Below are 13,374 nucleotides of genomic sequence, written 5' to 3' on the forward strand. Positions count from 1 at the left end.
GCTCGGCTCGGCAGCCGTACGGCGTCCACCACTCGCCCTGATCCAGTCAGTTGTACGCTACGGCTCCCGCACGCTTCATGGTCAGCGGGATCCAACGGGAGACAGAGGTCATCGTGGCAGAGCGAACCGGCAGAATACGTTCACCCCGTATCTACTCGATGACCTCGGGGGTGCTCACCGGGACGATCGCGTTGTACGTCACGCTCGTCGCCTTCGGGAACATCACCGACTTCGACAGCAACCAGCAGTTCGTGCGGCATGTCCTGGCGATGGACACCACGTTCAAGGACGAAGACCTGATGTGGCGGGCCATCGACTCCACCGCGCTCCAGGACACCGCCTATGTCGCCATCATCGCCTGGGAGACCCTCGCCGCTCTTGTCCTCCTCGCCGCGACGGCCATGTGGTTCGCGGGTCCGCCCGGAGACCGTGTCCGCCGCGCCCGTCAGGCCGGCACCGTGGGGCTGTTGATGCTGATGCTGCTGTTCGGCGCCGGGTTCATCGGCATCGGCGGCGAATGGTTCGCCATGTGGCAGTCGGAGAAGTGGAATGGCCTGGAGGCCGCCACGCGCGTGTTCATGATCTCCGGGATCGTTCTGCTGCTCATTCATCTGCTGCCCTCGGCCTCTGCCGAGCGCACCGATCCGGGCTCCGAGGACTGACCGAGCGGACGCCGAAGACGGCGGCAGTCTCCACGCTGCCGCAGGCTCTTGACGACCCTCCTTAATAGCGGGCTCTTGACCCTCCTTGCCGCGGACGCTTGACAGTGACGTGGGCCACCTCTAGCGTCCGCAGCATCGCTCCGAGAGAGCGCTCTCTCGGCAGCCCCGTGTGACCACACCGCTGGGCTCTCTCCCGCTCTTTTCGCTCTTCCGTGCGTGCACGGAAAGGAGAGTCATGTCCCCTACCCCCCGGCGCTTCCCGCCCTTACGGCGTGTCCTCGGCCGCTGGCGAGGTCCGGGCGTCGTCCTCGCCGCCCTCGGTCTCGTCCTGTCCCTGCTCTCCATCGGCCCGGCCAGTGCGCGTGCCGATCTGCGCGCCACCGACAAGGCGGGCGCGGTGTCGAGCCCGCGGAGCGCCAACGCACCGGTGCGCGTAGCGGAGTTCGTCGCCGAGTGCCCGTTCACCCACCGGCTGCCGGACGACCCGATCGTGTTCCCGGGGCTCCCCGGCGCGTCCCATATGCATAGCTTCTTCGGGAACGACTCGACCAACGCGCGCACCGATCTGGCCGCCCTGCAGAGGGGCAGGACCAGTTGCAGTCCGACCGTCGACCTGTCGTCGTACTGGACCCCGACCCTCTACGACAACGGCAAAGAGGTCGAACCCACCGGCACCACCTTCTATTACCTCGGTGAAGGTGTGCGCGACGATGTGATCGCCACCATCAAGCCGCTCCCCCTCGGGCTGCGGATCGTGGCGGGCAACGCAAAGGCAACCGGGGTCGGCGACCCCACGTCCATCGCACGCTGGTCCTGCCTGCACCACGGAGAGGTCAATCCCTCCAAGGACTTCGTGAACTGCCCAGCCGGCTCGATGCTGGAGTCCTACCTCGACTTCCCCCAGTGCTGGAACGGCAAGGACTTGGACTCCCCCGACCACAAGAGCCACATGGCCTACCCGGTCGGCGGCCAGTGCCCGGCCACCCACCCGGTCGCCGTGCCGAAGCTGCGCCAGGTGCTCCGCTACCCGGTCAGCGGCGACCCCTCACGCTTCACGCTGGCGTCGGGTGCCGGATACACCATGCACGGTGACTTCTTCAACGCCTGGCCCGAGGACGAGATGGCCCGGCGGGTGCGTGACTGCATCAACGTGATCGTCAAGTGCGGTGCCGACGGCCGTCCCTGACGGAGCAGCGGAAGGCAGGCCACGTGGCCCGGCAGGGCGACACCGCCGTGCCTGTGGGCGGAGTCCCGTCACCCGGGGCTCCGCCCATGTCGGACGAGGGGAGTCGACATGACAACGGCAACCGTCACACGGCGCGCGGCGTCCGTAGCGGTCCTGCTCGCCGCCGCCACGCTGCTCACCGCTGGATGCGGCGACGGCAGCGGGACACCGCCGCGCGAGCCGCGGTCGACGTCGGCCGCGCGGCACCCCGCCACGCGGTCCCCGAGCGGGCAGGCGACGTCGGGGACCTTCAACTCCACCGATATCGGCTGGATCCAGCTAATGATCGCGATGGACGACCAGGCGACCCTCCTGCTGGACCTGGTCCCGGACCACGCTTCCGACGCCAGGGTGCAGAAGTGGGCGAAACCGGTGGCCACCGCCTACCGCGACGAACTCGTCCAGCTACGGAAACTGCTCGCCCGAGCGGGGGTCCCCGACACCAATCCGCACCAGGGGCACGACATGCCCGGCACGGTGACCGAGGACGAACTGCGCACCATCAAGGGCACCAAGGGCGCCGCCTTCGACACGCTCTTCCACGCGGCCATGCGCGAACACCTCGACCAGGCGGCGAAAATCGCCCACTCGCAGCGCTCGGCCGGCGCCGATCCGGCCGCGAAGAGGCTGGCCGGGAGGGTGGAGAAGACATCGCTCACCTGGCGCGCCCGTCTCCCCAAGGCGGCCTCCACCTGCTGCTGACCCCCGTCGCGGACGCACAGCGGCCGTTCCTGCTGTCCACGGCGACCGATCCGGTTGTCGACGATCACGCTTCAGGCCGTCGACGGTCGCGATTCAGGCGGGCGGTAGCGCGGCGGCGGCCGAGCCGGCGAGGTCGGTGGCCAGTTCGCAGGGCCGGCCCTTGGGGCCCGCACCCTTGATGACCAGGGCCACCCGCTCGGTCCCCTTCACCCGGTCCAGGCCGGTGTAGTCACGATGGACCACCTCGACGCGGCAGCTCCCGGGGCCCTCGTCCTCCGGCAGAACGATGGCCTGGTGATTGTCGCCGAGCTTGGTCGACCGGGCGTTCTTGTCGCGCGGCAGGTCGCCCTGGTCGAAGCGCAAGTCCACTTCGAACTCGTTGGTGATGCTCTTCCACTGGCAGTCCCAGCGGCCGAATCCGACGTCCGGCTCCCGGGCGTCGATCCCGGCCACCTTCTCCAGCGCCTTGCCGTCGAGCAACGTACAGGCGTCCAGATGCGCCAGCGAACTGGCCGGAAAGTCCGGCGAACGCCGGCGAATCTCACCGCGTCACCCTCAGTGCCGCCATCCGCATCGGCCGGTCAGCGCTTCTGTTCGGAGGCGGAGGGCCGTGGCTCGGCGGGCGTGGCGGTCATGTCGAGCAGGAGCATGGCGTCGTGGTCCGGGGTACCGGGTTCGGCCGTGTAGACGCCCATGCGGTGGCCGGGAGTGCCTTCGAGTGCCATGCCCTGAAAGACGAGGGTGATCTTGCCGACGTGGGGGTGCTGGAAGGTCTTGGCGGTGTGCTTGCGGCCGGTGACCTCGTAACGCTCCCACAGGCCCGCGAAGTCGGGGCTCTTGAGGAGCAGTTCGCCGACGAGCGTGGTGAGGTCAGGGGCGTCGGGGTCGGTGCCGGCCAGGGCGCGCAGGCGGGCGACGCAGCCGCGGATCTGGTTCTCCCAGTCGGGGAAGACCTCATGGGCCGCGGGGTGGAGGAAGAGGTAGCGGGCGAGGTTGCGCTGCTTGACGGGCCAGTCGGCGATGCCGGCGTAGAGGGCGAGGCCGCCGGGGTTGTGGGCGAGGATGTCCATACTGCGGCTGAGGATGTACGCGGGGTTCGGGCGCACCGTTTCCAGCAGCAGCTTCAGGTGGGGGCGCACGGTGCGGCTGGGGGCCGGGGCGGGCTTGGGTGCGTAGCGGGCGGCGCGGACGGCCAGCTCGCGCAGGTGCTGGTGCTCGGCGTCGTCGAGCTGCAGGGCGCGCCCGAGGGCATCGACCACGGCGGGGCTGGGGCGGGTTTCCTTGCCGCGTTCCAGACGGGTGTAGTAGTCGATGCTGACCCCGGCGAGGGTGGCCAGCTCCTCGCGGCGCAGGCCGGGGGTGCGGCGGATACCGGGCCCCGGGGTGAGGCCGGCGGCCTGGGGGCTGGTCTGGGTGCGGCGGGCGCGCAGGAAGCGCCCCAGTTCCTCGCCGCCGCTGTGCTGCTCGGGTGCCATAGGGCCAGTGTCTCCCCGCCTCCACCGGAACACGCCCGGTGAGGGGGGTCCTGTCACACCCCCGCTGGCCGCTCCCCCGCATACCTCGGCCTGCCTGAAGCGGGCGCGAGGCGGCAGGCTCGATGGTGTCGCGCCGACCGGCCTCCTGGGCCCGGAAGACGGTCGAGCGGTCCGGCGCCGCCACTGGCGGCTCCCTTCCACCATCCCGCCCACATATCGAGGAGCTGCGCCCATGCGCGCCACCCTGCTGTACGCGGCCGACGACGTACGCGTCGAGGACGTCGCCGACCCGAAGATCCAGAACCCCACCGACGCGGTCGTGCGGATCGTGCTGTCCTGCATCTGCGGCAGCGACCTGTGGCCCTTCAAGTCGCTGCCGCACACCGACACCCCCCGCCACATGGGCCATGAGTTCCTGGGCGTCGTCGAGGAGACCGGCTCCGAGGTGCGCGGCCTCGTCCCCGGTGACCTGGTGGTGGCCCCGTTCATGTGGGCCGACAACACCTGCGGGTACTGCCGCGACGGTTTGCAGACCTCCTGTGTGCACGGCGGGCAGTGGGGCGTGAACGGTGTCGACGGCGGCCAGGGGGAGATCGCGCGGGTCCCGTACGCCGACGGCACCCTGGTGAAGCTGCCGGTCGGTGAGGACTCCGAGCTGCTGCCGGATCTGCTGACCCTGTCCGACATCCTGTGCACCGGCTACCACGCGACCCGTACCGCCGGTGTCGAGCGCGGCGACAGCGTCACCGTCGTCGGCGACGGCGCCGTGGGCCTGGCGGCCGTGATCGCCGCCAGGCTGCGGGGCGCCGAGCAGATCATCCTGATGGGCCGGCACACCCGGCGCACCGATCTGGGCCGTGACTTCGGAGCCACCGATGTGGTGGCCGAGCGCGGCGAGGAGGGCATCGCCCGGGTGCGTGACCTGACCGGCGGCGAGGGCACCCGTAAGGTCCTGGAATGCGTGGGCCTGAGGGACGCGCTGGTGCAGAGCTTCGGCGTGGTCCGCGACGGCGGCACGATCAGCCGTGTCGGAGCACCGCAGTACAGCGATGTCGCGTTCGGGTTCGGCGACTTCATGCGCAACATCACCCTCACCGGTGGCGTCGCCCCGGCCCGCGCCTACATCGAGGAGCTGATGCCGCACATCCTCGACGGCTCGATCCGGCCCGGCCGGGTCTTCGACCGCACGCTGAGCCTGGAGGACGTCGCCGACGGCTACCGGGCGATGAACGACCGCGAGGCCCTGAAGGTCCTCATCCGCCCGTGACCCTCCCGGCGCTCCTCGCGGGCGCCCGCCTGCCGAGGGCGGCAGCCACGCCCGGCGGGCGCCACACGACGCGCGGCCACGCCCGGCGGGCGCCACACGACGCGCGGCCACGCCCGGCGGGTGCCACGCGACACAACGCTCGGCCGCGGGCGTCCGGCCGATCCGACGACACGTATCAGGAGAAGTGACCACCGATGAAGTACATCAACCTGGGTGACCTGGAGGTTTCCCGTATCGGTCTGGGAGCGATGGGCATGTCCCACGGCCTCACCGGCGCCGGAACGGACGACGCGGAGTCCATCCGCACCGTCCACCGGGCGCTGGAGCTGGGCGTCACCCTCATCGACACCGCGGAGATCTACGGCCCCTACATCAACGAGGAGCTCCTCGGCCAGGCCCTGAAGGGCCGACGCGATCAGGTGGTGCTGGCCACCAAGTTCGGCATGATCGCCCACTCCGGGGCGGGTCCGTGGAATCTCGACTCCAGCCCGGCCAACATCCGCACCGCCGTCGAAGGGTCGCTGAAACGGCTGGGCACCGACCACATCGACCTGTACTACCAGCACCGGGTCGACCCCGACACCCCCATCGAGGAGACCGTCGGGGCCGTGGCCGAGCTGGTCGCCGAGGGCAAGGTGCGGCATATTGGCCTGTCCGAGGCGGGGCCGGACACGATCCGTCGCGCCCACGCCGTCCACCCCATCACCGCGGTGCAGTCCGAGTACTCGCTGTGGACCCGGGGACTGGAAGAGCGCGTCCTGCCGGTGCTGCGTGAGCTGGGCATCGGCCTGGTCCCGTTCTCACCGCTGGGGCACGGCTTCCTCACCGGCACCGTCCGCGACGAGGCCGACTTCGAGGAAGGCGACTTCCGGCGCGGCAACCCCCGCTTCACCGGCGAGAACTTCCAGCGCAATCTGCGTCTCGCCGACGAGGTCCAGGCCATCGCCGCCGAGGCGGGCGCCACACCGGCCCAGGTCGCCCTCGCCTGGCTGCTCGCCCAGGGCGACGACATCGCGCCCATCCCCGGCACCAAGCGCGTGTCCCGCGTGGCGGAGAACACCGCCGCCGATCGCCTCCGGCTGACCCCGGAGGTCCTGGCCAGGCTCTCCAGCCTGCCCCCGGCCGTCGGAGACACCCACACCGAGGCCGGTATGCGGATGCTGGAACGCTGAGACCTCACCCGGGCGACCGCCCCGGGTGACGAGTCGGTACCGCGCCACCTCGGGGGGATTTACGACGGCACGCTCGCTCCGAGGCGTTGGGCCATCGCCCGTGCCCCATCGAGGACCAACTCGACGTAGTGCTCCTTCTCCGCGTCGCCCCACCGCGGGGTCGGTACCGAGATGCTCATGGCCGCCACGCAGTTGCCGAGCCGGTCGTACACCGGCGCGGCGACACAGGCCGCGTGGTCATTGGACTCGCAGTACTCCTCGGTCCAGCCGCGCTCGCGGGCCTCTTCGACCTCGGCCAGCAGCCGCTTCCGCGTGGAGATGCTGTTCGACGTCATCTGCTGCAGCGCCTTGCCGTTCGGGAACAGCTCATCGAGCTCCCGGGCCGGCAGGGCGCTCAGCAGCGCCTTTCCGCCCGCGGTGCAGGACGCGAGCAGCCGGCTGCCCACCTGCGACACCAACCGGACCGAGTACTTGCTGTCGATGCGCACGATGAACACCGCATATTTGCCGTCCCGTACGACCACCTGGACCGTTTCGCCGCATGCCCGCGCCACCTCGCCGGCACACTCCCGGCCCACCGTGGCGAGGTCGAGCCCGCGCTCGTAACCGGCGCCGAGCCGCAGGGCGTTGAGCCCTATCGCGACGCGTCCGGTCTCCTTGGAGACGGTCACATAGCCCCGGTCGGCCAGCGTGTTGACGAGCTCGTGCGTGGTGGCACGGGGCAGGCCGAGGTGCTGGGTGATTTCCGGAACCCGCAGCCCCTCGTCCTGGTCGACGAGCAGCTCCAGGATGTCCAGGCCCCGGCGCAGGGCCGGAGCGGTGAGTCGCGCCACGATGTCCTCCCAGCACACCTACCAACAGACGACGTCCAAAATATCAGACGCCGAGGTGTGCGAGACAAGGTGGCCGGTCAGTCGTTCGCGGGTGCGTCCCCGTGGGGTGCCGGATCGGACTCGGGCTCGGGCAGTGGCTCGGCGTTGCGGGCACGGAGGCCGTCGAGGGAGATACGGAGCAGGCGGCGCCACTGGCCGGGGTGGCTGTCTCCGGTCGCCTGGACGATCTGACTCAGGGATGCGCTGAGCAGGACCAGGTCGGCGGTGGTGACACCGGCGCGCAGGAGGCCGGCGTTCAGGCAGCGGGTGCGCAGTTCGTCGATGAAGGCGTCGCGGTACTGGGCACACGCGCGCGAGGGGGCGCCGGTGGCGGCGTAGCTCTCGACCATGGCGCGGTTGCGGGCCTGATGCGTGAGGGTCTGCTCGAAGAAGCCGGTCAGGGCCTCCCAGGGGTCTTCGGTCGCCTCCGCCGCCTCGTGGGCGGCGGTGAGCCAGCAGGTGAACTCCCGCTCCAGGACGGTGGCGAGCAGGTCGTCCTTGGTCGGGAAGTGGCGGTAGAGCGTGCCCATGCCGACGCCGCTGCGCCGGGCGATCTCGCGGACGTCGACCGTGCCGCCCCGTTCGGCGAAGACCACCCCGGCCGCCTCGATGATCGCGGCGCGGTTGCGCTCGGCGTCCGCCCGGCGGGCGCGCTTGGCCGGGGGCTGCGTTGCCGGGGGTTGCGTGGGCGTGGACTGGTCGGCGCTGGTCACGGCATTCAGCGTACAAGCGGCCTTTGCGGAGCGCTCGCTCCGGTTGTGTTACCTTCAAGGGGAGCACTCGCTCCGGTTTGGTGGCGCGAGAGGCCCAGACCTCCGCACGCCTGCTCCCGCCCGAGCCCGGCTCCCAGACAGAACCGCCGGCGGACCACCGGTCCGTCAGATGAGGAGACCTCCTTCCATGGCAACACTTGGCTTCATCGGCAGCGGTCGCATCGGCACGAAGATCGCCCGGCTCGCGATCGCGGCGGGGATCGACGTCGTCCTGTCCAATTCCCGCGGGCCCCAGACCCTGACCGAGACGGTCGCGGAGCTCGGGGAGCGCGCCCGGGCCGCGACGCCCGAGGAGGCGGCCCGAGCGGGCGACTGGGTCGTGGTGAGCATCCCGCTGACCCCCTACCAGCAGCTTCCGGCGGCCGCGCTGGCGGGCAAGGTCGTGCTCGACACGATCAACTACTACCCGTTCCGCGACGGGGACTTCGAGGTGCTCGACTCGGGCGAGACCACCACGAGCGAACTCATCCAGAAGCACCTGACCGGCGCGAAGCTCGTCAAGGCGTTCAACAACATCGCCGACGGGCACATCCCGGCGCTCGCCCGCCCCGCGGGAGCCGCCGACCGCTCCGCGCTGCCGATCGCCGGCGACGACCCGGAGGCGAAGGCGAGCGCCGCCGCCCTCATCGACCGGCTGGGCTTCGACACCGTCGACGCGGGCCCCCTGGCCGAGAGCTGGCGCTTCGAGCCGGAGACCGCGGCTTACGTGGCGCCTTATTACGCCGACACCGACGCGTTGAAGGAATTCGTGGCCACGATGAGCGAGGAGATCAGGGCGGGCCGCCCGATGCAGACCCTGCCCCCCAAGGACCCGGGCACCCCGCTGTCCGCGCACCAACTGCGCGCCCTGCTGGCCGAGACGCCCCGCGTCCTCCCTGCCGACCGCGCGATGCGCTGACCCTGGCCCCGGCTGTGGGCGCCGACGGCGCGCAAGCGCACAGACCGGTCGGCTCCAGGGTGCTACGGGGTGTCCGGCGGATCTTTCCCCACCCCGCCCCTTCCCGATACCAGGGGCTCCGCCCCTGGACCCCGGGGTCCAGGGGCGGAGCAGCGAATCGATGCCGCGGGAAAGGGCGGGGAGGAGAGCAACCTGCCCGCCTCTGCCCGATACCAGGAGCCTCCCCCTGGGCCCCCGGTCTGGGGCAGAGCCTCGCCACGCAGCGGAGCCGCACACCGATGCTGCGAGAAGGCGCGGGGAGACGAGCCAGAGGCTTCGCCCCCGGACCCGGGGCCTGGGGCAGAACCCCAGTTGCGGGAAGGGGCGAGGAGGGGCGGGGGGGGAACAGCCCGCCTGCCCGCACCCATTAGCAGGGGCTTCGCCCCCCGTCGGGGCCTGGGACAGAGCCCCACCACGCGGCGGAGCCGCATATCGGTGCCGCCGGACGCGACGGGGAAGCGGGCAGCCCGCACGCACCCGTTGCCAGGGGCCTCGCCCCTCGACCCCGGAGCCTGGGGCGGCGGCGGAGCCGCATATCAATGCCGCCGGACGGGGCGGCGAAGCGGGCAGCCCGCACGCCTCTGCCGGATACCGGGGGCTCCGGGGTCCGGGGCAGAGCCCCGGTTCGGGAAGGGGCGGGGAGGAGAACAGCCCGCCGCAGGCGGCACGGTCCGCCGGACACCTCCTGGAGACGGCCGGATGACGGCCCGGACGTACCGGCCATCCGCCCAAGCAGTGTTGGTCAGATGACGTCGAGGGCGATCCGGCCCAGCTCGCCGAGGTCGGCGACCAGGCGGTCACCCGCGCTGATCGCCGTCGGGGCGCACAGAGTGCCGCTCAGGACGATGTCCCCGGCTTCCAGTCGCCGTCCGCCGCGCAGCAGGTGTTGGGCCAGCCACGCGACCGCCTCGGCGGGGTCGCCCATGACGGCGGTCGCGCTCCCCGGCACCGTCCGGGAGCCGATCGACAGCGTGGCGGTGATTTTCACCAGGTCCGCAGACGCCGGTGGGGCGACCGGGGACCCCAGCAGCGCGCGAGCGGCGTTGGTGTTGTCGGCCACGAGCATGGGGAGCGTTCGCGCGCCGCCGCGCCACCTGCTGTCGACGATCTCGAAGGCCGGTGCGACCGCGGCGGTGGCGTTGCGGACGTCCTCCGCGGTGACCTGCGGGCCGGGCAGCGCCTCGCCCAGGATGAACGCGATCTCCACCTCCGCCATGGGAGCGAACAGCCCGGCCGTGGCGAGGGGTTCGCCGTCCCCCAGCAGCCGGTCGGCGAGCAGGTGGCCCGCGGCGGGCTCGTCGGCGCCGAAGGTGTCCCGCACGGGCTGTGCCGTGAGGCCGACCTTGTAGCCGATCACCCGACCACCGGCCGCGATCGCCAGCTCGCGGGTCGCGCTCTCGACGGCGTAGGCCATTTCGAGGTCATCGAGCTGATCGGCCGCGGCGGCGTCGACCGCGGTGGAGTCGTCCGCGGTGGCCTCGTTACCGGCTTGCCACAGCCGTCGGCCCAGGTCCGCGGTCAGGTTCTTCCTCATCGGTCTCTCCCTACGAGCGCTGGTGACCAGGGATGATCACAGCACGGCCGGTGGCGCCCTGCGACAGCGCGGCGTAAGCCTCGTTGATCGCCGACAGTTCGTATTGTTCCCCGAGCAGCTTGTCGAGGGGCAGGCGGCCGGTCTTGAACAGTTCGACGAGCTTGGGGATGTCGACCGGTGTGTTGGCCGAGCCGTAGAGGCTGCCGATCAGCCGCTTCTCCTGCTGTACCAGGGGGTTGATCGGTACAGCCGCGGTGGCGCCCGCCTTGCCGAGGCCGACGGCGACGGCGGTGCCGCCGGTGCCCACGACCTCGACCGCCTGGGCGAGCGTCTGAGGCGTGCCGACCGCGTCCAGCGACCAGGCCATCGGTTTCGGCGAGATCCTGGTGAGTTCCTCTGCGAGGCGGTGCGTACGGGCGTTGACCGCATGGCTGGCGCCCAGCTCAAGTGCCTTCTCCAGCTTGGCGTCCACCGTGTCGACCGCGACGATCGGATCGGCGCCGACGAGGCGCAGCCCCATCACCGCACTGAGCCCGACGCCACCGGCGCCGATGACCACGACGCCCTCTCCGGTGGCGTCCTTCATGACGTTCAGCGCCGCACCGGCCCCGGTCACCACGGCGCATCCGGCGATCGCCGCGATCTCCGGAGGGATGTCCGGGTCGATCGTGAGGACCGACCGTTCCGAGACGACGCATTGCTCGGCGAAGCAGGAGACCCCCATGAGGTGGTGGACCTTCTCGCCGTTCAGGTTCAGCCGCTGGGTCCCGTCGAGCAGGCCGCCCGAGGCCGCCTGCACCCGGCCGAGCGCGCACAGGGCGGGGCGGCCGGTCGTACAGAACTCGCAGTCGCCGCACCGCGGGCGCCACAAGGTGATGACGGTGTCGCCGGGGCGGACCCGGGTCACCCCCTCCCCCACCCGCTCGACGATGCCGGTCCCTTCATGCCCGAGCACCGCGGGCAGGCGGACGTTGAGGTCGCCGTTCATGTAGTGCAGATCGCTGTGGCACACGCCGGCGGCGAGCACGCGGAGGGTGACCTCGCCCGGTCCGGGGTCGTCGAGATCGACGTCCTCGACGGTCAACGGCGCACCGGGCCGGTGCAGTACTGCTGCCTTCATTGAGCCACGCCTCACTGTGTACGGATCACCGTGTACGAAACTTCAGACGCCGTCTTACGGGTTGTCTTGCGGGTTGAGTATGTGAGCCCGTCTCAGCCGCCGTCAAGCGCGTTGACGAGTGCGCCGACGCATGCAACTGTGTCTTGAGATTGAGACTGCGTCTCATATTTAAGACGAATTGAGGGAGCGTGCTTGATGACCGATGCGACCAATGCACAGGTCCTGGCGCATAAACTCGACGCCGCAGCAGACGCGTTCGAGCAGTGGAGCCGCCTCCAGTCGGCCGACCGGGCCCCGTTTCTCGAGGCCATCGCCTCCGCACTCGAAGAGGCCGCGCCGAAGCTCGTGACGATCGCGGACGAGGAGACGTCCCTCGGGCAGCCCCGGCTGCGGAACGAAATGGTCCGTACGGTGTTCCAGCTACGGCTCTTCGCCGAGGTGGTGACGCGGGGGGAATACCTCGGGGCCGCGATCGACCGCGCCGACCCCGCGTGGCCGATGGGCCCGCGGCCCGATCTGCGCCGGGTGCTCGAACCACTCGGTCCCGTGGTCGTCTTCGCCGCGAGCAACTTCCCGTTCGCGTTCAGCGTGGCGGGCGGGGACACCGCCTCGGCGCTCGCGGCGGGCTGCCCGGTCGTGGTCAAGGCCCACTCCGGCCACCCCAGGCTCTCGGCCGCCACGGCGGAGGTGGTGCACCACGCACTGCGGTCCGCGGGCGCACCCGATGGGCTCTTCGACGTGGTCTTCGGTACGGAGGCGGGCCGGGCCGCCATCGTGGACTCGCGGGTGAAGGCGGGCGCGTTCACCGGATCGATCGAGGCGGGCCGGACGCTTTTCGACCTCGCCACGGGCCGTCCGGAGCCCATACCGTTCTTCGGCGAACTCGGCAGCGTCAACCCGGTGTTCGTGACGGAGGCCGCCGCCGAGCGGCGCGGGCCCGAGATCGTCTCGGAGTTCGCCGGCTCGTTCACGCTCGGCGCCGGACAGTTCTGCACCAAGCCCGGCATCCTGCTGGTCCCGGCCGCGGCCAAGCTGGTGGACCGGCTTCCCGGCGCGGTTCCGGGCGAGGCGTTGGCGTTGCTCAACGATCGCATCCGGACCTCCTATGCGAGTGCGGTGCGGGAGTTGCGCGATACGGCCGGGGTGCGGGTCGTGGTGAGTGGCGACCACGCCGCCGCCGATCCGTCGCCGACGGTGCTGTGCACGACCTCGGCCGAACTCCTCGGTGACCCCGAGGCGCTCATACGCGAGGTGTTCGGACCGGCCGCGCTGGTCGTCGAGTACGCGGAGGAGAGCGAACTGCTCGACGTGGCGAAGGTCATCGACGGACAACTGACCGCGTCCATCCAGGGCGAGGACGACGACACCATCGCAGCGGAGTTGATCAGGCTCCTGGCCGCCAAGGCCGGACGTGTGCTCTGGAACCAGTGGCCCACGGGCGTGTCGGTCACCTATGCCCAGCAGCACGGCGGCCCCTACCCGGCCACCACCGCGCCGGGTACGACTTCGGTAGGGACCGAGGCCATCTCCCGGTTCCTGCGGCCGGTCGCCTATCAGGGCGTGCCGCAGCACCTGCTGCCGCCCGCCCTGCGCGACGCCAACCCGCTCGGGATCCCCCAACGGGCCTCCTGAGGC

At 71.0% G+C, this 13,374-nt stretch carries 13 protein-coding genes; 7 read left to right on the forward strand and 6 right to left on the reverse strand.

Annotated features, from left to right (window positions below; translation table 11 throughout):
- Positions 1-158: 158 nt before the first annotated feature.
- From STRVI_RS28195 to STRVI_RS28205, 3 genes are all read left to right on the forward strand, one after another.
- Positions 159-662 (forward strand): DUF2165 domain-containing protein, encoded by a 504-nt coding sequence (locus STRVI_RS28195; protein ID WP_063644301.1) that lies wholly within the window; start codon positions 159-161, stop codon positions 660-662.
- Positions 663-897: 235 nt separating this feature from the next.
- A complete protein-coding gene (locus STRVI_RS28200; protein ID WP_014059034.1) occupies positions 898-1,848 on the forward strand; it encodes a DUF1996 domain-containing protein in 951 nt (316 codons plus the stop codon).
- 108 nt (positions 1,849-1,956) lie between these two features.
- Positions 1,957-2,589, forward strand: coding sequence for a DUF305 domain-containing protein (locus STRVI_RS28205; RefSeq protein WP_014059035.1), 633 nt, complete (start codon positions 1,957-1,959; stop codon positions 2,587-2,589).
- A gap of 93 nt (positions 2,590-2,682) precedes the next feature.
- On the opposite strand, the gene STRVI_RS28210 is transcribed toward STRVI_RS28205, so the two are convergent.
- Together STRVI_RS28210 and STRVI_RS28215 are read right to left on the reverse strand one after the other, a co-directional pair.
- Positions 2,683-3,069 carry a hypothetical protein gene (locus STRVI_RS28210; protein ID WP_014059036.1) on the reverse strand — a complete coding sequence of 129 codons (387 nt, stop codon included), beginning with the start codon at positions 3,067-3,069 and terminating at the stop codon, positions 2,683-2,685.
- Between the two features lie 101 nt (positions 3,070-3,170).
- Positions 3,171-4,064: a helix-turn-helix transcriptional regulator gene (locus STRVI_RS28215; protein ID WP_014059037.1), complete on the reverse strand. Its 894-nt coding sequence runs from the start codon at positions 4,062-4,064 to the stop codon at positions 3,171-3,173.
- Between the two features lie 232 nt (positions 4,065-4,296).
- Here STRVI_RS28215 and STRVI_RS28220 point away from each other — a divergent pair, with 232 nt between their 5' ends.
- The gene (locus STRVI_RS28220; RefSeq protein ID WP_014059038.1) at positions 4,297-5,331 is read left to right on the forward strand and encodes a zinc-binding dehydrogenase; all 1,035 of its coding nucleotides are present in this window, start codon (positions 4,297-4,299) and stop codon (positions 5,329-5,331) included.
- Between the two features lie 194 nt (positions 5,332-5,525).
- A complete protein-coding gene (locus STRVI_RS28225) occupies positions 5,526-6,503 on the forward strand; it encodes an aldo/keto reductase (RefSeq protein WP_014059039.1) in 978 nt (325 codons plus the stop codon).
- A 59-nt stretch (positions 6,504-6,562) separates the two neighbouring features.
- On the opposite strand, the gene STRVI_RS28230 is transcribed toward STRVI_RS28225, so the two are convergent.
- Both STRVI_RS28230 and STRVI_RS28235 read right to left on the reverse strand, forming a co-directional pair.
- Positions 6,563-7,336, reverse strand: a complete 774-nt coding sequence (locus STRVI_RS28230) for an IclR family transcriptional regulator (protein WP_014059040.1) — start codon at positions 7,334-7,336, stop codon at positions 6,563-6,565.
- A gap of 77 nt (positions 7,337-7,413) precedes the next feature.
- Entirely contained in the window at positions 7,414-8,088 is a 675-nt protein-coding gene (locus tag STRVI_RS28235) for a TetR/AcrR family transcriptional regulator (protein ID WP_014059041.1), read from the reverse strand.
- Positions 8,089-8,275: 187 nt separating this feature from the next.
- Between STRVI_RS28235 and STRVI_RS28240 the strand changes: the two genes are divergently transcribed.
- Positions 8,276-9,046 (forward strand): NADPH-dependent F420 reductase, encoded by a 771-nt coding sequence (locus STRVI_RS28240; protein WP_014059042.1) that lies wholly within the window; start codon positions 8,276-8,278, stop codon positions 9,044-9,046.
- 781 nt (positions 9,047-9,827) lie between these two features.
- Here STRVI_RS28240 and STRVI_RS28245 read toward each other — a convergent pair.
- Together STRVI_RS28245 and STRVI_RS28250 are read right to left on the reverse strand one after the other, a co-directional pair.
- Positions 9,828-10,619 (reverse strand): 2-keto-4-pentenoate hydratase, encoded by a 792-nt coding sequence (locus tag STRVI_RS28245; protein ID WP_014059043.1) that lies wholly within the window; start codon positions 10,617-10,619, stop codon positions 9,828-9,830.
- 10 nt (positions 10,620-10,629) lie between these two features.
- The gene (locus STRVI_RS28250; protein WP_014059044.1) at positions 10,630-11,739 is read right to left on the reverse strand and encodes a zinc-binding dehydrogenase; all 1,110 of its coding nucleotides are present in this window, start codon (positions 11,737-11,739) and stop codon (positions 10,630-10,632) included.
- A 195-nt stretch (positions 11,740-11,934) separates the two neighbouring features.
- Here STRVI_RS28250 and STRVI_RS28255 point away from each other — a divergent pair, with 195 nt between their 5' ends.
- Entirely contained in the window at positions 11,935-13,371 is a 1,437-nt protein-coding gene (locus STRVI_RS28255; protein WP_014059045.1) for an aldehyde dehydrogenase (NADP(+)), read from the forward strand.
- Positions 13,372-13,374 lie beyond the last annotated feature (3 nt).

Origin of the sequence: Streptomyces violaceusniger Tu 4113 (assembly GCF_000147815.2) — a bacterium.
In the GTDB taxonomy this organism is placed as follows: domain Bacteria; phylum Actinomycetota; class Actinomycetes; order Streptomycetales; family Streptomycetaceae; genus Streptomyces; species Streptomyces violaceusniger_A.

Excerpts from the sequence above, each read along its gene's own strand:
- STRVI_RS28195 (WP_063644301.1), top strand. The coding sequence starts at position 159 with ATGACCTCGGGGGTGCTCACCGGGACGATCGCGTTGTACGTCACGCTC.
- STRVI_RS28200 (WP_014059034.1), top strand. The coding sequence starts at position 898 with ATGTCCCCTACCCCCCGGCGCTTCCCGCCCTTACGGCGTGTCCTCGGC.
- STRVI_RS28205 (WP_014059035.1), top strand. The coding sequence starts at position 1,957 with ATGACAACGGCAACCGTCACACGGCGCGCGGCGTCCGTAGCGGTCCTG.
- STRVI_RS28215 (WP_014059037.1), bottom strand. The coding sequence starts at position 4,064 with ATGGCACCCGAGCAGCACAGCGGCGGCGAGGAACTGGGGCGCTTCCTG.
- STRVI_RS28220 (WP_014059038.1), top strand. The coding sequence starts at position 4,297 with ATGCGCGCCACCCTGCTGTACGCGGCCGACGACGTACGCGTCGAGGAC.
- STRVI_RS28225 (WP_014059039.1), top strand. The coding sequence starts at position 5,526 with ATGAAGTACATCAACCTGGGTGACCTGGAGGTTTCCCGTATCGGTCTG.
- STRVI_RS28240 (WP_014059042.1), top strand. The coding sequence starts at position 8,276 with ATGGCAACACTTGGCTTCATCGGCAGCGGTCGCATCGGCACGAAGATC.
- STRVI_RS28245 (WP_014059043.1), bottom strand. The coding sequence starts at position 10,619 with ATGAGGAAGAACCTGACCGCGGACCTGGGCCGACGGCTGTGGCAAGCC.
- STRVI_RS28250 (WP_014059044.1), bottom strand. The coding sequence starts at position 11,739 with ATGAAGGCAGCAGTACTGCACCGGCCCGGTGCGCCGTTGACCGTCGAG.
- STRVI_RS28255 (WP_014059045.1), top strand. The coding sequence starts at position 11,935 with ATGACCGATGCGACCAATGCACAGGTCCTGGCGCATAAACTCGACGCC.